Source organism: Novilysobacter longmucuonensis, assembly GCF_046600735.1.
Taxonomy (GTDB): Bacteria; Pseudomonadota; Gammaproteobacteria; order Xanthomonadales; family Xanthomonadaceae; genus Novilysobacter_A; species Novilysobacter_A longmucuonensis.
In genome coordinates this window covers 1-16,988 of sequence record NZ_JBJMAW010000024.1, presented here as the reverse complement: position 1 = coordinate 16,988, position 16,988 = coordinate 1, and the positions used below count along the sequence as shown (strand labels likewise).

At 64.9% G+C, this 16,988-nt stretch carries 13 protein-coding genes and 1 tRNA gene; all 14 read right to left on the bottom strand.

What is annotated here, in order from left to right:
• A partial coding sequence (locus ACJQWM_RS13940) for a GTP-binding protein (RefSeq protein ID WP_411306710.1) occupies positions 1-219 on the bottom strand: 219 nt, incomplete at its 3' end.
• Between the two features lie 166 nt (positions 220-385).
• Positions 386-2,476, bottom strand: a complete 2,091-nt coding sequence (gene fusA, locus ACJQWM_RS13935) for an elongation factor G (protein ID WP_332707107.1) — start codon at positions 2,474-2,476, stop codon at positions 386-388.
• 188 nt (positions 2,477-2,664) lie between these two features.
• Positions 2,665-3,132 carry a 30S ribosomal protein S7 gene (rpsG, locus tag ACJQWM_RS13930; RefSeq protein ID WP_332707110.1) on the bottom strand — a complete coding sequence of 156 codons (468 nt, stop codon included), beginning with the start codon at positions 3,130-3,132 and terminating at the stop codon, positions 2,665-2,667.
• An 85-nt stretch (positions 3,133-3,217) separates the two neighbouring features.
• Positions 3,218-3,592: a 30S ribosomal protein S12 gene (gene rpsL / locus ACJQWM_RS13925; RefSeq protein WP_332707113.1), complete on the bottom strand. Its 375-nt coding sequence runs from the start codon at positions 3,590-3,592 to the stop codon at positions 3,218-3,220.
• Between the two features lie 383 nt (positions 3,593-3,975).
• Entirely contained in the window at positions 3,976-8,223 is a 4,248-nt protein-coding gene (rpoC, locus tag ACJQWM_RS13920; protein WP_332707115.1) for a DNA-directed RNA polymerase subunit beta', read from the bottom strand.
• Positions 8,224-8,350: 127 nt separating this feature from the next.
• The gene (gene rpoB, locus ACJQWM_RS13915) at positions 8,351-12,523 is read right to left on the bottom strand and encodes a DNA-directed RNA polymerase subunit beta (protein WP_332707118.1); all 4,173 of its coding nucleotides are present in this window, start codon (positions 12,521-12,523) and stop codon (positions 8,351-8,353) included.
• Positions 12,524-12,931: 408 nt separating this feature from the next.
• On the bottom strand, positions 12,932-13,303 hold the full coding sequence (gene rplL / locus ACJQWM_RS13910) for a 50S ribosomal protein L7/L12 (protein WP_332707121.1): 372 nt from the start codon (positions 13,301-13,303) through the stop codon (positions 12,932-12,934).
• A gap of 70 nt (positions 13,304-13,373) precedes the next feature.
• Complete coding sequence (gene rplJ / locus ACJQWM_RS13905; RefSeq protein WP_332707124.1) at positions 13,374-13,898, bottom strand: 50S ribosomal protein L10; 525 nt, start codon at positions 13,896-13,898, stop codon at positions 13,374-13,376.
• 412 nt (positions 13,899-14,310) lie between these two features.
• Complete coding sequence (gene rplA / locus ACJQWM_RS13900) at positions 14,311-15,009, bottom strand: 50S ribosomal protein L1 (RefSeq protein ID WP_332707127.1); 699 nt, start codon at positions 15,007-15,009, stop codon at positions 14,311-14,313.
• A 3-nt stretch (positions 15,010-15,012) separates the two neighbouring features.
• Positions 15,013-15,441, bottom strand: a complete 429-nt coding sequence (gene rplK / locus ACJQWM_RS13895; protein WP_332707130.1) for a 50S ribosomal protein L11 — start codon at positions 15,439-15,441, stop codon at positions 15,013-15,015.
• 158 nt (positions 15,442-15,599) lie between these two features.
• Positions 15,600-16,199, bottom strand: coding sequence for a transcription termination/antitermination protein NusG (gene nusG / locus ACJQWM_RS13890; protein ID WP_332707133.1), 600 nt, complete (start codon positions 16,197-16,199; stop codon positions 15,600-15,602).
• Between the two features lie 4 nt (positions 16,200-16,203).
• Positions 16,204-16,581: a preprotein translocase subunit SecE gene (gene secE, locus ACJQWM_RS13885; protein ID WP_332707136.1), complete on the bottom strand. Its 378-nt coding sequence runs from the start codon at positions 16,579-16,581 to the stop codon at positions 16,204-16,206.
• A 29-nt stretch (positions 16,582-16,610) separates the two neighbouring features.
• Positions 16,611-16,686: transfer RNA gene (locus ACJQWM_RS13880), tRNA-Trp, on the bottom strand.
• Between the two features lie 196 nt (positions 16,687-16,882).
• Positions 16,883-16,988 (bottom strand): EF-Tu C-terminal domain-related protein (locus ACJQWM_RS13875; RefSeq protein ID WP_484484285.1); only part of this gene is annotated, 106 nt, incomplete at its 5' end.

Here is a 16,988-nt window from a genome sequence, read left to right as displayed (position 1 = left end):
GGCCGATTCGTATTCCACGTGCGCGGTCGAGATCGTGATGCCGCGCGCCTTCTCTTCCGGCGCCGCGTCGATCGCGTCGTAGGCCTTGAACTCGCCACCGAAACGCTCCGCGCCCACCTTGGTCAGCGCGGCGGTCAAGGTGGTCTTGCCGTGGTCGACGTGGCCGATCGTGCCTACGTTCACGTGCGGCTTGGTGCGCTCGAACTTACCCTTTGCCATGATTTTCTACCTTTGAACTGGATTGATCGTTGTTTGCCCCGAGCTGGGAGGGCCAGCTGCGAAGGGCATTTTTGTCCGCGAAGGACGCAAAGTGCGCAAAGGCCGCAAAGTAAAAATCTATGGAGCTTTTTTGCGTTTTTTTGCGTTCTTTACGGACTGTTCTGAATCAGTTTTTCTTGATCACCGATTCGGCGATGTTCGCCGGCGCTTCGGCGTAGTGGTCGAACTCCATCGTGAAGGTCGCGCGACCCTGGGACATCGAGCGCAAGCTGGTCGCGTAGCCGAACATCTCGCCCAGCGGGATCATCGCGTTGATGATCTTGCCCGACGGGGTGTCGTCCTGACCCTGCAGGATGCCGCGGCGACGGCTGACGTCGCCCATCACGTCACCGAGGTAATCCTCCGGCGACACGATCTCGACCTTCATGACCGGCTCCAGCAGGACCGGGCTGGCCCGGTGGAAGCCTTCCTTGAAGCCCATCGAGCCGGCGATCTTGAACGCCATTTCCGAGGAATCGACTTCATGGTACGAACCGTCGACCAGCTTCACCTTGACGTCGACGATCGGGTAGCCGGCAAAGATGCCGTTGGCGACCGCTTCCTGGATGCCCTTGTCGACCGCCGGGATGTATTCCTTCGGCACCACGCCACCGACGATGGCGTTCTCGAAGGTGTAGCCCAGACCGCGCTCCTGCGGCTCGATCTCAAGCCACACGTGACCGAACTGGCCCTTGCCGCCCGACTGGCGGACGAACTTGCCTTCGGCCTTGACCGCCTTGCGAATGGTTTCGCGATACGCGACCTGCGGCTTGCCGACGTTGGCCTCGACATTGAACTCGCGCTTCATGCGGTCGACCAGAATGTCCAGGTGCAGCTCACCCATGCCGGCGATGATGGTCTGGCCGGACTCTTCGTCGGTGCGCACGCGGAAGGACGGATCCTCCTGCGCCAGACGGCCCAGCGCCATGCCCATCTTTTCCTGGTCGGATTTGGTCTTGGGCTCCACCGCCATCGAGATGACCGGCTCCGGGAAGATCATCCGCTCCAGCGTGATGATGTGGTCCTGCGCGCAAAGGGTGTCGCCGGTGGTCACGTCCTTCAGGCCGACCGCCGCGGCGATATCGCCGGCGCGCACTTCCTTGATCTCTTCGCGGTTGTTGGAGTGCATCTGCAGGATGCGGCCTACGCGCTCCTTCTTCGACTTGATCGGGTTGTAGACCGCATCGCCGGAATTGAGCGTGCCCGAATAGACCCGGAAGAAGGTCAGCGAGCCCACGAAGGGGTCGGTCATGATCTTGAACGCGAGGGCGGAAAACGGCTCGGTATCGAGCGCCTTGCGGCTGTCTTCCTTCTCGTGGTCGTCGATGCCCGGCACCGGCGGACGGTCGGCCGGCGACGGCAGCAGCTGGATCACGCCGTCGAGCATGGCCTGCACGCCCTTGTTCTTGAACGCGGTGCCGCAGAAGACCGGAATCACTTCCACCTTCAGCGTGCGCTCGCGCAGGCCGGCCACGATCTCGTCCTCGGACAGCACGCCGTCGTTGAGGTACTTGTCCATCAACTCTTCAGTGGCCTCGGCCGCGGCCTCGACCATGAAGCTGCGGGCCTGGGTGGCCTTGTCCATGAGCTCCGCAGGAATATCGCGGTACTCGAACGTAGTGCCCTGCGAGGCGGTATCCCAGTGGATCGCCTTCATCTTGATCAGATCGACGACGCCCTCGAACCCGTCCTCGGCGCCGATTGGCACCTGCATCGGCACGGCATACGCGCCCAAGCGGGACTTGAGCTGGTCGACGACCTTGTCGAAGTTCGCGCCGGTGCGGTCCATCTTGTTGACGAACGCAAGGCGCGGCACCGCGTACTTGTTGGCCTGGCGCCAGACGGTCTCGGACTGCGGCTGCACGCCACCGACCGCGCACAACACGAACACCGCACCGTCGAGCACGCGCAGCGAACGCTCCACTTCGATGGTGAAGTCGACGTGCCCGGGGGTGTCGATGATGTTGAAGCGGTGCTGCGGCAGGGACTTGTCCATGCCCGACCAGAACGCGGTGGTGGCCGCGGACGTGATGGTGATGCCGCGCTCCTGCTCCTGCTCCATCCAGTCCATCGTCGCGGCGCCGTCGTGCACTTCGCCGATCTTGTGACTGACACCGGTGTAGAACAGGATGCGCTCGGAGGTGGTGGTCTTGCCGGCATCGATGTGGGCCATGATGCCGAAATTGCGGTAACGATCGATGGGAGTAGTGCGGGCCACGGGGCTGCCTCGGCTTGTAATGATTTTGAGAAGTCCGCGCCTGGATGCGCGGGCTCTTGCGAGGGACTCGCAAATTGGCAGACGCCGCCTGACGGCGGCATCCGGTTCGCATGGCGGCCTAGCGGCCGCGCGGCAGCGCGCGATGCGCCGCTCGGGATGCCCGACGCCTGGGCGTCAGGGCACCGGGATCACCAGCGGTAGTGCGCGAACGCCTTGTTCGCTTCCGCCATGCGATGGGTTTCTTCACGCTTCTTGACCGCGCCGCCACGGCTCTCCGAGGCATCCATCAGCTCGGCCGCCAGCTTGCGCGGCATGGTGTTCTCGCCACGCTTGCGCGCCGCGTCGATCAGCCAGCGCATCGCCAGCGCCATGCGGCGCGAGGTGCGGACTTCGACCGGCACCTGGTAGGTGGCGCCACCGACACGGCGCGACTTGACCTCGACCGACGGCGAGATGTTGGCCAGCGCCTTCTCGACGACCTCGAGCGCGTTCGGGCTCTTTTCGCCGATCACGTCCATCGCGCCATAGACGATCTTCTCGGCGACGGACTTCTTGCCGCTGTACATGACCATGTTGATGAAGCGCGCAATCGTCTCGCTGCCGTGCTTGGGGTCGGGCAGTACCGAACGTTGCGGAGTGGAACCTTTACGCGACATGTTTGTTTACCCAATCTCTGTAGGGTGGGTTTTAACCCACCGTTTTCTTTCGCGGCGGTGGGCTGAAGCCCACCCTACGAAATCATTAAGACTTCGGACGCTTGGCACCGTACTTGGAGCGGCGCTGACGGCGCTTGGCGACACCGGCGGCGTCGAGCGAGCCGCGCACGGTGTGGTAGCGCACACCGGGCAGGTCCTTGACGCGACCGCCGCGGATCAGCACGACCGAGTGCTCCTGCAGGTTGTGGCCCTCGCCGCCGATGTACGAAATGACTTCGTAACCGTTGGTCAGGCGCACCTTGGCCACCTTGCGCATCGCCGAGTTCGGCTTCTTCGGCGTGGTGGTGTAGACACGGGTGCAGACGCCACGGCGCTGCGGGCAGTTCTCGAGCGCCGGTGAGGTGCTCTTGTACGTGGTCGCCTGCCGCGGCTTGCGGACCAGCTGATTGATCGTCGCCATCTGGAGCTCTTTGAAGTAAGTGCCGGCCTCCCGGAGCGGGAAACGGCGCCTTGCGTGAAAAAACGAACGGCAAGCCGGATACACCCGGCCCACCGAGACGGAGAAGTATAGCCCGCGCCGAACGAGGTCGTCAACGCGCACAAGACTGGAGCGGTGAGTCGCCCGCTGCGCGGGCTGTGAGAGACCGCGTTGCGGTCCGTGAGAGAGGTCAGCCCTGTCCGGCTGTCCTTCCTCACTTGCTCACAGCGCCGCAGGCGCGACTCACTGCTGCTTTCCAGCCAATCCCGCCCTGCCCTGGGCCCAACACGAGGCGCTCCCTGCGCCTCATTTGGTGATCTGGGACGGCCCCGAAGGGCCGTCACGATGTTGCCGGTGTTGCGAGCCTACGAAGCGCTGGACTCCTCGCCCGCCGGGCCGACGGATGCGTCGACCGTGGTGCTGACGGTTTCGTCGGCCGCCTCGGCGGTGACCGGCGCGGACAGCGCTTCCATCTCCGAGTCGGTCAGCCCCGAGGCGTTCTTGCGGCGCTGGCTGTGGTACGTCAGGCCGGTGCCGGCCGGGATCAGGCGGCCGACGATCACGTTCTCCTTGAGCCCACGCAGGCCATCGCGGGTACCGCGCACGGCGGCCTCGGTCAGCACGCGGGTGGTCTCCTGGAACGACGCGGCCGAGATGAACGACTCGGTCGCCAGCGAGGCCTTGGTGATGCCCAGCAGCACGGGGTCGTACTTCGGCACGATCTCGTTGCGGCCGGCGACCTTGGCCGCTTCCTCGAGGAAACGCTGGCGTTCGATCTGTTCTCCGTGCAGGAACTTGCTGTCGCCCTGGTCGGTGACCTCGACCTTGCGCAGCATCTGGCGAACGATCACCTCGATGTGCTTGTCGTTGATCTTGACGCCCTGGAGACGGTACACGTCCTGGATTTCCTTGGTCAGGTACACCGCCAGCGGCTCGACGCCGAGCAGGCGCAGGATGTCCTGCGGGGTCGGCTCGCCGTCCACCACGGTCTCGCCCTTCTCCACGTGCTCGCCTTCGAACACGATGATCTGGCGATACTTGGGAATCAGCTCCTCGTGCTCGTCACCGGACGCGTCCTTGATGATCAGGCGCTGCTTGCCCTTGGTGTCCTTGCCGAAGCTGACGATGCCCGAACGCTCGGCCAGCACCGCCGGATCCTTCGGCTTGCGCGCCTCGAACAAATCGGCCACGCGCGGCAGACCACCGGTGATGTCGCGGGTCTTGGAGGCTTCCTGCGGGATCTTGGCGACCACGTCGCCGACGCCGACCGCGGCACCGTCCTGCAGGTTGACGATCGAGCGCGGCGGCAGCTGGTACTGCGCCGGCAGGTCGGTCCCCGGGATATTGAGGTCGTTGCCCTTGGCGTCGATGATCCGGACGATCGGGCGCAGGTCCTTGGCGGCCGAACCGCGGCGCTTGGGATCGGTGATCTCGCGCGATGCCAGACCGGTCAGTTCGTCGGTCTTCTCGATCACGGTCACGCCGTCGACGAAATCCACGAAGCGCAGGAAACCGGCGACCTCCGAGACGATCGGGTGGTTATGCGGGTCCCAGTTGGCGATCTGCTGGCCGGCCTTGATCTGGCCGCCATCCTTGACCGACACGGTCGAACCGTACGGCAGCTTGTAGCGTTCGCGCTCACGGCCGTGGGTATCGAGCACCGACAACTCGCCCGAGCGCGACACCGCGACCAGGTGGCCGTTGGCGTGCGAGACGTGCTTGAGGTTGTTGAACTTGACCGAACCGGTGGTCTTGACCGTGACACTGTCGATCGCGGCGGCACGCGAAGCGGCACCGCCGATGTGGAAGGTGCGCATGGTCAGCTGCGTACCCGGCTCACCGATCGACTGCGCGGCGACCACGCCGACCGCCTCGCCGTGGTTGACCAGGTGCCCGCGGCCGAGGTCACGGCCGTAGCAATACGCGCACACGCCGAACGAGGACATGCAGGTGATGGTCGAGCGGACCTTGATCGACTGCACGCTGGCGTCTTCGAGCCTGGCGACCCACTGCTCGTCGAGCAGCGTATTGCGGGTCACGATCGGTTCCTCGTCGTCGCCCGGCAGGAACACGTCCTCGGCCACAACGCGGCCCAGCACGCGATCGCGCAAGGGCTCGACCACGTCGCCACCTTCGACGATCGGGGTCATGGTCAGGCCCTCGAGGGTGCCGCAGTCGGTCTCGGTGATCACCACGTCCTGCGCCACGTCAACCAGGCGACGGGTCAGGTAACCGGAGTTGGCGGTCTTGAGCGCGGTATCGGCCAAGCCCTTGCGCGCGCCGTGGGTCGAGATGAAGTACTGCAGGACGTTGAGGCCCTCGCGGAAGTTCGCGGTGATCGGCGTCTCGATGATCGAGCCATCCGGCTTGGCCATCAGGCCACGCATACCGGCCAGCTGGCGGATCTGCGCCTGCGAACCACGCGCGCCGGAGTCGGCCATGATGTAGATCGAGTTCATCGACTTCTGTGCGACCTGCTTGCCTTCGGCATCGGTCACGGTGTCGGTGCCGATCGCGTCCATCATGGCCTTGGCGACGCGTTCGTTGGTGCGCGACCAGATGTCGACCACCTTGTTGTAGCGCTCACCGGCGGTGACCAGGCCCGACTGGTACTGCTGCTGGATCTCCAGCACCTCGGCCTCGGCCTCGGTCAAGATGCCCTTCTTCTCGCCCGGGATGGTCATGTCGTCGATGCCGATGGAAACGCCGGCGCGCGTGGCGAACGCGAAGCCGGTGTACATCAGCTGGTCGGCGAACACCACGGTGTCCTTCAGGCCCAGCAGTCGATAGCTGGAGTTGATCAGGCGGCTGATGTTCTTCTTGTTGAGCTCGACGTTGGCCAGCGCGTACGGCAGGCCCTCGGGCAGGATTTCCTGCAGCAGGGCGCGGCCGACGGTGGTGTCGACGATGGAGGTCTTCTGCGAACGCTCGCCGTCCTCGCCGATCACCGTCTCGGTCAGGCGGACCTTGCACTTGGCGTGCAGCTCGACCACCCGGTGGTCGTAGGCGCGCTTGACCTCGGCGACATTGGCGAAGGCCATGCCCTCGCCTTTTTTGCCGACCAGCTCGCGGGTCATGTAGTACAGGCCGAGCACAACGTCCTGCGACGGCACGATGATCGGCTCGCCGTTGGCGGGGCTCAGGATGTTGTTGGACGCCATCATCAGCGCGCGCGCTTCCAGCTGGGCTTCCAGCGAGAGCGGCACGTGCACGGCCATCTGGTCGCCGTCGAAGTCGGCGTTGAACGCGGTGCAGACCAGCGGGTGCAGCTGGATGGCCTTGCCCTCGATCAATACCGGCTCGAAGGCCTGGATGCCGAGGCGATGCAGGGTCGGGGCACGGTTGAGCAGCACCGGGTGCTCGCGGATCACCTCTTCGAGGATGTCCCAGACCTCGGCCTCTTCACGCTCGACCAGCTTCTTGGCGGCCTTGATGGTGGTGGCCAGGCCACGGCGCTGCAGCTTGGCGAAGATGAACGGCTTGAACAGCTCCAGCGCCATCTTCTTGGGCAGGCCGCACTGGTGCAGCTTCAGGTACGGGCCGACCACGATGACCGAACGGCCGGAGTAATCGACGCGCTTGCCGAGCAGGTTCTGGCGGAAGCGGCCCTGCTTGCCCTTGATCATGTCGGCCAGCGACTTGAGCGGGCGCTTGTTGGTGCCGGTGATGGCGCGGCCACGGCGGCCGTTGTCCATCAGCGCATCGACCGATTCCTGCAGCATGCGCTTCTCGTTGCGCACGATGATCTCGGGCGCGTTGAGTTCGAGCAGGCGACGCAGGCGGTTGTTGCGGTTGATGACGCGGCGGTACAGGTCGTTGAGATCGGAGGTCGCGAAGCGGCCACCGTCCAGCGGCACCAGCGGACGCAGGTCCGGCGGCAGCACCGGCAGCACGGTCATGACCATCCACTCGGGACGGTTGCCCGACTCGAGGAACGCCTCGACCAGCTTGATCCGCTTGGTCAGGCGCTTGAGCTTGGTTTCCGAACCGGTCGCGGCGATGTCCTCGCGCAGCTGCACCATTTCGGATTGCAAGTCGATCGTGCGCAGCAGGTCGTAGACCGCCTCGGCGCCCATCGCGGCTTCGAAGTCGTCGCCGTGCTCCTGGCGCGCCTGCATGAACTGCTCTTCGTTGAGCAGCTGGCCGCGCTCGAGCGGAGACAGCCCCGGCTCGGTGACCACGAACGCCTCGAAGTACAGGATCCGCTCGATGTCGCGCAGCGTCATGTCCAGCATCAGGCCGATGCGCGAGGGCAGCGACTTGAGGAACCAGATGTGCGCGACCGGCGAGGCCAGGTCGATGTGGCCCATGCGCTCACGGCGCACCTTGGCCAGGGTTACCTCGGTGCCGCACTTCTCGCAGACCACGCCGCGGTGCTTCATGCGCTTGTACTTGCCGCACAGGCACTCGTAGTCCTTGACCGGCCCGAAGATCGCGGCGCAGAACAGGCCGTCGCGCTCGGGCTTGAAGGTGCGGTAGTTGATGGTCTCGGGCTTCTTGACCTCGCCGAACGACCACGAACGGATCAGGTCCGGCGACGCCAGCGCGATCTTGATCGCATCGAAGTCGAGCACGGGACGCTGCTGGTTGAACAGATTGAGTAGGTCTTTCATCAGGAATTCTCCAGTATCGAAGACCTTCGTCCTTGAAGGTCCTCAGGCTGCAGCAAGCGGCGTGTGCCGTTGCTGCGCTCTTTCCTCAAAGCGCACGTACAAGCGCGCGTACGAGAGCAGGCGGCGATCATTTGGTCTCTTCGAGTTCCATGTTGATCGCGAGCGAGCGGATTTCCTTCACCAGCACATTGAAGGACTCCGGCATGCCGGCCACCATCTCGTACTCGCCGTCGACGATGTTCTTGTACATCTGGTTGCGGCCCTGCACGTCGTCGGACTTCACCGTCAGCATTTCCTGCAGGGTGTAGGCCGCGCCGTAGGCTTCCAGCGCCCAGACTTCCATCTCGCCGAAGCGCTGACCGCCGAACTGCGCCTTGCCGCCCAGCGGCTGCTGGGTGACGAGCGAGTACGGACCGGTCGAACGGGCGTGCATCTTGTCGTCGACCAGGTGGTTCAGCTTGAGCATGTGCATGTAGCCGATCGTCACCGGGCGCTCGAACGCCTCGCCGGTACGACCGTCGTGCAGCATGGTCTGGCCGCTGGTCGGCAGTTCGGCCAGTTCGAGCATGCGCTTGATCTCGGTCTCGGCCGCACCATCGAACACCGGCGTCGCCATCGGCACGCCGTCGGTCAGGTTCCGCGCCAGCGTCAGCAGCTCCTCGTCGCTGAACTGCTTGAGGTCGACGCGTTCGCCATTGACCTTGTTGTCGTGGTTGTAGATCTCGTCGAGGAACTTGCGCAGCTCGGTGACCTTGGCCTGCGCCTCCATCATCCGCTGGATCTTCTGGCCCAGTCCTTTGGCGGCCCAGCCCAGATGCACCTCGAGGATCTGGCCGATGTTCATGCGCGATGGCACGCCCAGCGGGTTGAGCACAATGTCGACGGTCTCGCCGCTGGCGCTGTAGGGCATGTCCTCGACCGGAACGATCGTGGAGACCACGCCCTTGTTGCCGTGGCGGCCGGCCATCTTGTCGCCCGGCTGGATGCGGCGCTTCACCGCGAGGAACACCTTGACCATCTTCAGCACGCCCGGGGCAAGGTCGTCGCCCTGGGTGATCTTGTTGCGCTTGTCGGTGAAGCGCTTCTCGAATTCCTTCTCGTGCGTCTCGATCTGCTTCTGGGCGCGCTCGATGGCCTCGACCGCGTCCTCGTCCTTCATGCGCAGAGTGAACCAGTCGGACTTCTTCAGCCCGTCCAGCACCAGGCTGGTGACGGTCTCGCCCTTCTTCAGCCCCGGGCCGCCATTGGCGACCTTGCCGATCAGCTGACCGCGCAGGCGGGCATAGATCGCGCCCTCCAGGATGCGGAACTGGTCGTCGAAGTCCTTCTTGACGCGCTTGATCTCGGATTCCTCGATCTGCTTGGCGCGCTTGTCCTTCTCGATGCCGTCGCGGGTGAAGACCTGCACGTCGATGATGGTGCCGTCCATGCCCGGCGGCACCCGCAGCGAGCTGTCCTTCACATCGCTCGCCTTCTCGCCGAAGATCGCGCGCAGCAGCTTCTCTTCCGGGGTCAGCTGGCTCTCGCCCTTGGGCGTGACCTTGCCGACCAGGATGTCGCCGGCGCGGACTTCCGCACCGATGTACACCACGCCGGACTCGTCGAGCCGGTTGAGCGCGTTCTCCGAGACGTTGGGGATGTCGGCGGAGATCTCCTCCGGCCCCAGCTTGGTGTCGCGGGCGACCGCGGTCAGCTCCTCGATGTGGATCGTGGTGTAGCGGTCCTCCTCGACCACGCGCTCGGACAGCAGGATCGAGTCCTCGAAGTTGTAGCCGTTCCACGGCATGAACGCGACCAGCATGTTCTGGCCCAGCGCGAGCTCACCGATGTCGGTCGAAGGACCGTCGGCCAGCACGTCGCCGCGCGCGATCACGTTGCCGACCTTCACCAGCGGGGTCTGGTTGATGCAGGTGTTCTGGTTGGAGCGGGTGTACTTGATCAGGCTGTAGATGTCGACGCCGGCATCGGCTTCACCGACGATCTCCTCCTCGTTGACCTTGACCACGATGCGGGCCGCGTCGATCTGCTCGATCGTGCCGCCACGCAGCGCGTTCACGGTCACGCCCGAATCGCGTGCCACCGCCCGCTCGATGCCGGTACCGACCAGCGGCTTCTGCGAGCGCAGCGTCGGCACGGCCTGGCGCTGCATGTTTGCGCCCATCAGCGCGCGGTTGGCATCGTCGTGCTCCAGGAACGGCACCAGCGCGGCCGCCACCGACACGGTCTGCATCGGCGAGACGTCCATGAAGTGGATCTCGCTCGGCGGCTTCAGCAGCGACTCGCCCTGGTAGCGGCAGGCCACGAACTGCGCGGTCAGCCCGCCCTTGTCGTCCTGCCCGGCGTTGGCCTGGGCGATGACGTACTCGTTCTCCTCGATCGCGGAGAGGAACTCGACGTCGTCGGTGACCTTGCCGTCCACCACCTTGCGGTACGGCGTCTCCAGGAAGCCGTACTGGTTGGTGCGGGCGAACACCGCCAACGAGTTGATCAGGCCGATGTTCGGGCCTTCCGGCGTCTCGATGGTGCAGACCCGGCCGTAGTGGGTCGGGTGCACGTCGCGCACCTCGAAGCCGGCGCGTTCGCGGGTCAGGCCGCCCGGCCCGAGCGCCGACACGCGGCGCTTGTGGGTGACTTCCGACAGCGGGTTGTTCTGGTCCATGAACTGGCTGAGCTGCGAGGAGCCGAAGAACTCCTTGATCGCGGCGGCCACCGGCTTGGCGTTGATCAGCTCCTGCGGGGTCAGCCCTTCGGACTCGGCCATCGAAAGGCGCTCGCGCACCGCGCGCTCGACCCGGACCAGGCCGACGCGGAAGGTGTTCTCGGCCATTTCGCCGACCGAACGCACGCGGCGGTTGCCGAGGTGGTCGATGTCATCGACCACGCCGCGACCGTTGCGGATCTCGGTCAGCACCTTGAGCACGTCGAGGATGTCGGAGCTGTCGCCCTGCTCGCCGACCAGGCGCTTGGACTCCTCGTCCTTGCGCTCGCCGTAGTACTTGCGGTCGTACAGCACCGAGGCGCCGGTGATTTCCTTGCGGCCGATGCGGCGGTTGAACTTCATCCGGCCGACGCCCGACAGGTCGTAGCGGTCGAAGGTGAAGAACAGGTTGTGGAAGAGGTTCTGCGCGGCGTCCTTGGTCGGCGGCTCGCCGGGACGCATCATGCGGTAGATCTCCACCAGCGCCTCGAGCTGGGTCTTGCTCGGGTCGATGCGCAGGGTATTGGAGATGAACGGACCGCGGTCCAGGTCATTGACCCAGATCGTGCCGACCACCTCGATCCCCGCCTTGCGGAACTGCTCGAGCTGCTCCTCGGTGATCTCGTCGTTGGCCGAGGCCAGCAACTCCCCGGACTGGGTGTCGATCACGTCGTGCGACAGGATCCGGCCGACCAGGTAGCTGTCGGGCACCGCAAGCGCGGCGACTCCGGCCTGTTCGAGCTGCTTGACGTGGCGCGCGGTGATGCGGCGGCCGGCTTCGACGATGACCTTGTCGCCATCGGCCAGGTCGAAGTCCAGGGTCTCGCCGCGCAGACGCTCGGGCACCAGCTCGAGCTGGACGCCTTCGGTCGGGTCGATGTGGAAGGTGTTGACCTCGAAGAACTCGGCCAGCATCTCTTCGTTGTTGTAGCCCAGCGCGCGCAGCAGCACGGTCACCGGCAGCTTGCGGCGGCGGTCGATGCGGGTGAACAGGCCATCCTTCGGGTCGAACTCGAAGTCCAGCCACGAGCCGCGATACGGAATGATGCGGGCGCTGTAGAGCAGCTTGCCGGAGCTGTGGGTCTTGCCGCGGTCGTGATCGAAGAACACGCCCGGGCTGCGGTGCAGCTGCGAGACGATGACGCGCTCGGTGCCGTTGACGATGAAGGTGCCGTTGCCGGTCATGAGCGGGATCTCGCCCATGTAGACCTCCTGCTCCTTCACGTACTTGATGGCCTTGGTCGAGGACTCGCGGTCGTAGATCACCAGGCGCACGGTCACGCGCAGCGGGGCGCCGTAGCTCAGGCCACGGTTGCGGCACTCGCGCTCGTCGAATGCCGGCTCACCGAGCTTGTAGCCGACGTACTCCAGCGCGGCGTTGCCGCTGTAGCTTGCAATCGGGAACACCGATTTGAGCGCGGCGTGCAGGCCACGGTCCTCGCGCTTGGCCGGAGCGACATGCTCCTGCAGGAAGCCGCGATAGGAGTCGACCTGGATCGCCAGCAGGAACGGCACCTCGAGAATCGACTTGCGCTTGCCGAAATCCTTGCGGACGCGCTTCTTTTCGGTGAACGAGTAATTGTTCGTGGAAGCTGTGGTCATGGTGAGCTACCGCCTCTTGAAGCTGGAAATCGGAACGGGGAAACCGGGAATCGTCAAAGGCCGACTCGGCGCTGGACGGGTTCACGGACCTCTGTCTCGACCCCCTGGGGGGAAATTAAATTGCCAGTGGGAAGTCGCTGGTATTGCCGGCACCAGCACGCCCTCTCCCGCTACTTCCAACTGCCAACTCGGTTTAGTGCGGTCAGTCGCCTCGCTGCGCGAGGCTGGAAGTCGGCCGCCGCGCGGCCTGCAAACAGTCAGCAGGGGCCCTCGCCCGTACCCACTCCTACAGCGCGCAAAGCGCGCGCTTACCTCCCTCACCGCTTGTTGCAACAACGGCCAAAGGCCGGGGGCTTTCGCCCCCAGCCTCAGGTGGTCGCCAATGTCAGCCGGCGACGCAAGTACGGCTTACTTCACTTCGACGGTCGCGCCGGCGGCCTCGAGGTCCTTCTTGAACTTCGCGGCGTCGTCCTTGGAAACGGCTTCCTTCACGGCGCCGCCAGCCTCGGTGAGGTCCTTGGCTTCCTTCAGGCCCAGGCCGGTGATGGCGCGGACGACCTTGATGACCTCGACCTTCTTGTCGCCAGCGGACTTCAGCGAGACGGTGAACTCGGTCTGCTCCTCGACCGGAGCCGCGGCAGCGGCGGCCGGGCCGGCAGCGGCCACGGGGGCAGCGGCGGACACGCCGAACTTCTCTTCCATCGCCTTCACCAGCTCCATCACCTCCATGAGGGACTTGCCGGCGATCGCTTCGATGATCTGCTCGTTGGACAGGGACATTTTAATTACCTCGATTAACTAGATTGGAAACGACTGTGGCTTCGAGAAATCCGAAACCGAACTGGTGGGCTTAGGCCGCCTGCTGCTGGCCGACCGCGTTGGTGACGCGGGCGATCTGCGACGCCGGCTCGCTGAGCAAGCGAACGAGCATGGTGGCGGGCTGGGCCATGACGCTGAGCAACATCGACAGCGCTTCATCACGGGTCGGCAGCGACGCCAGGACTTCCACATGGGAGCCCGGGTACATCTGCCCGCCCAGCGAGACGAGGCGCGGTTTCAGCTTGTCGTTCGACTTGGCGAACTCCTTGATCAGACGTCCGGCAGCACCGGGGTCTTCCTGCGAGAAGGCATACAGCAGCGGACCGGTCAGATTGCCCTTGATGATGGCGTAATCGGTGTTCTCCACTGCACGCGAGACCAGCGTGTTCTTGGCAACCTTCAGGAACACGCCCGACTCGCGGGCCTTCTTGCGCATGTCGGTCATCTGACTGACGGTGACACCCGCATACTCCGCGGCAACCAGCGAGTGCGCCTTGCCGGCGACCTCGGCCAGTTCGGCAACGCTTTCCTTCTTCTGGGTCAGGGTAAAAGCCATTGCACTCCTCCGTACTTCAATTCCGCCCCGTGCAGATGCACGGCAGCGGTCCTCGGTCGGCATCGTTGGCCCGATGCCGGGAGCGTCGACAACAACGCTCCGGGTGGTGGCCGTTTCCAGTCAGATCCTGCGAACTGATCCTGGGAGGGCGGCACCATCTGCGCAGGCCCGGCCCCACTTGCGTGCGGCTGGATTAAGCGACCCCGCTTGCGCCGACGGCGATTCCCTGCCAGTACGAGCCTCCCTGCCCGTCGTCGGTGCGCGCTGACCGCGCCTGCGGTCTTTGACGGCTATCGCGTCGGGAGTGAACCCCTTGGCGACGCCCTCAAAAAATCGAGGAGAGAGTGATTAGGAGTGAGAAGTGAGAGAAGCAACTCTCGCTCCTCACTTCTCTTCACTCACTCCTGTCTTGTTACTTGAGCGCCAGACTCGACTGGTCCACGGTCACGCCGGGGCCCATGGTCGAGCTGATCGACACCTTCTGCAGATACTGGCCCTTCGCGGTCGCCGGCTTGGCCTTGACCAGGTCCAGCAGCAGCGCCTCCAGATTGCCCTTCAGCGAGGCGTCCTCGAAGCTGGCCTTGCCGATGGTGCAGTGGATGATGCCGGCCTTGTCGGTGCGGTAACGCACCTGGCCGCCCTTGGCGTTCCTGACCGCCTCGGCGGGGTTCGCCGAGACCGTCCCGACCTTCGGGTTCGGCATCAGGCCGCGCGGACCGAGCAGCGTGCCGAGCTTGCCGACCACGCGCATCGCATCCGGCGAGGCGATGACCACGTCGTAGTTCAGGTCGCCGCCCTGCATCTTCTCGGCCAGGTCATCCATGCCGACCGCCTCGGCGCCGGCGGCCAGGGCCTCGTCGGCCTTGGCGCCGGGCGGGGCGAATACCGCCACGCGGACGGTCTTGCCGGTGCCGCCGGGCAGCACGGTCGAGCCGCGCACCTGCTGGTCGGACTTCTTGGCATCCACGCCCAGGCGCACGGCGACGTCGACGGACTCGACGAACTTGGCCTTGGTCGCGGTCTTGATGATCTTGATCGCCTCGTCGAACGCGTAGGCCTTGCCCGCGACCACGGCGTTCTTGATTGCTTTTTCGCGCTTGCTGATCGCCATGTCTTAGCCCTCCACCGTCAGACCCATGCTGCGGGCAGAACCCGCAATCGTACGCACCGCCGCTTCCAGCTCGGCCGCGGTCAGGTCGGCTTCCTTCGCCTTGGCGATGTCCTCGAGCTGCTGACGGGTGACCTTGCCGACCTTCTCGGTGTTGGGGCGCTTGGAGCCAGCAGTGATGCCGGCCGCCTTCTTGAGCAGCACCGATGCCGGCGTGCTCTTGGTGACGAAGGTGAACGTGCGATCGGAATACGCGGTGATGACCACCGGCGTCGGCAGGCCCGGCTCGAGCTTGGAGGTCGCGGCGTTGAAGGCCTTGCAGAACTCCATGATGTTCAGGCCGCGCTGACCGAGGGCAGGACCCACCGGAGGCGAGGGATTGGCCTGACCGGCCTTGACCTGCAGTTTGATGTAGCCGACTACTTTCTTTGCCATTTCAGTTCTCCTGGAGTGCTAGCGCCTGCACGTCTCGCGACTGCGGGGCTCCTCCTGTTGCTGCGATTCGGGACTCGGGACTCGGGACTCGGAAAAACAAAAGCGGTGATCTGCGCCGTTGCTCTTCCGAGTCCCGGGCCCCGGGTCCCGGCCCTGGGTCAGGCCTTCTCGACCTGACCGAATTCCAGCTCGACCGGGGTCGAGCGTCCGAAGATCGACACTGCGACGCGCAGGCGGCTCTTCTCGTAGTTGATTTCCTCGACCACGCCGTTGAAGTCGTTGAACGGCCCGTCGACCACGCGGACCATCTGCCCGGCCTCGAACAGCACCTTCGGACGCGGCTTCTCGACGCCTTCCTGCACGCGGTTGAGGATCGCGGCGGCTTCGTGGTCGGCGATCGGCAACGGACGAGCGGCGGTGCCGCCGATGAAGCCCATCACCTTCGGCGTCTCCTTGATCAGGTGCCAGCTCTCGCTGTCGATGCGCGGGATGCCCGATTCGTCGTGGGTGGTGATCTGCACCAGCACGTAGCCGGGAAAGAACTTGCGCTCGGAACGGCGCTTCTGGCCGGAGCGCATCTCCACCACTTCCTCGGTCGGCACCAGCACCTCGCCGAAACGGTCCTGCATTTCGGCCCGGACGATACGGTCGCGCAGCGCCTGGGCCACCGACTTCTCGAACCCCGAGTAGGCGTGCACCACGTACCAGCGCTTGTTGCTGTCCGCCTGCTCCACGCCGTCCTGCTCAACGTCCGTCATTTTCTCATCGCTCCAAAAGTAGCTTGACCAGGAACTGGATCACTGTGTCGAAGCCGGCCAGAATCAGGGCGATCACCACCACCACAATCATCACTACCCACGTCGTGCGCAGGGCCTCCTGGCGCGTCGGCCAGACCACCTTGCGCAGCTCGAAGCGCGCCTCCGACAGGAACTCGAGCGTCTGCCCGCCCTTGGCGCTGGTGAAGAACACCACCACCGCGGCAATCAGGCCGCCGGCGACCAGCAATGCGCGCAGCGCACCGGGCCATTCGCTGAACCAGATGTAGCCGAACACGCCAGCCACCACCAGCGCCACGGCCAGCATGTACTTGACGATATCGCCAGCACCGCTGGATTTGGATTGTTCGACCTTGCTGTTCATCCGGCTCGTTGCACGCCCGCTTTGGTGAATGGCACGCCAGGAGGGACTTGAACCCCCAACCTGCGGTTTTGGAGACCGCTGCTCTGCCAATTGAGCTACTGGCGTATGTAAATCCGTTCCGGCCCTTGAGACGGCGAAGGCGGACCGCGGATTCGACCTCAATCCTGGCCCGCCGTTCGCACTTGGGTGAATCGCTCGCTTTGCTCGCTGTCAGTGGCGGCTGCGCCGCCTGTAAGGGGTCAGTAACACCGCCACTGACTCCTCACCTTCCTCACAGCCCGCGCAGCGAGCGACTTACCGGTTACTTAATGATCTTCGCCACCACGCCGGCGCCGACGGTGCGGCCGCCTTCGCGGATCGCGAAGCGCAGGCCTTCGTCCATCGCCACCGGATTGATCAGCGTCACC

Excerpts from the sequence above, each read along its gene's own strand:
- rpsG (WP_332707110.1), bottom strand. The coding sequence starts at position 3,132 with ATGTCGCGTAAAGGTTCCACTCCGCAACGTTCGGTACTGCCCGACCCC.
- rpsL (WP_332707113.1), bottom strand. The coding sequence starts at position 3,592 with ATGGCGACGATCAATCAGCTGGTCCGCAAGCCGCGGCAGGCGACCACG.
- rpoC (WP_332707115.1), bottom strand. The coding sequence starts at position 8,223 with ATGAAAGACCTACTCAATCTGTTCAACCAGCAGCGTCCCGTGCTCGAC.
- rpoB (WP_332707118.1), bottom strand. The coding sequence starts at position 12,523 with ATGACCACAGCTTCCACGAACAATTACTCGTTCACCGAAAAGAAGCGC.
- rplL (WP_332707121.1), bottom strand. The coding sequence starts at position 13,303 with ATGTCCCTGTCCAACGAGCAGATCATCGAAGCGATCGCCGGCAAGTCC.
- rplJ (WP_332707124.1), bottom strand. The coding sequence starts at position 13,898 with ATGGCTTTTACCCTGACCCAGAAGAAGGAAAGCGTTGCCGAACTGGCC.
- rplA (WP_332707127.1), bottom strand. The coding sequence starts at position 15,009 with ATGGCGATCAGCAAGCGCGAAAAAGCAATCAAGAACGCCGTGGTCGCG.
- rplK (WP_332707130.1), bottom strand. The coding sequence starts at position 15,441 with ATGGCAAAGAAAGTAGTCGGCTACATCAAACTGCAGGTCAAGGCCGGT.
- nusG (WP_332707133.1), bottom strand. The coding sequence starts at position 16,199 with ATGACGGACGTTGAGCAGGACGGCGTGGAGCAGGCGGACAGCAACAAG.
- secE (WP_332707136.1), bottom strand. The coding sequence starts at position 16,581 with ATGAACAGCAAGGTCGAACAATCCAAATCCAGCGGTGCTGGCGATATC.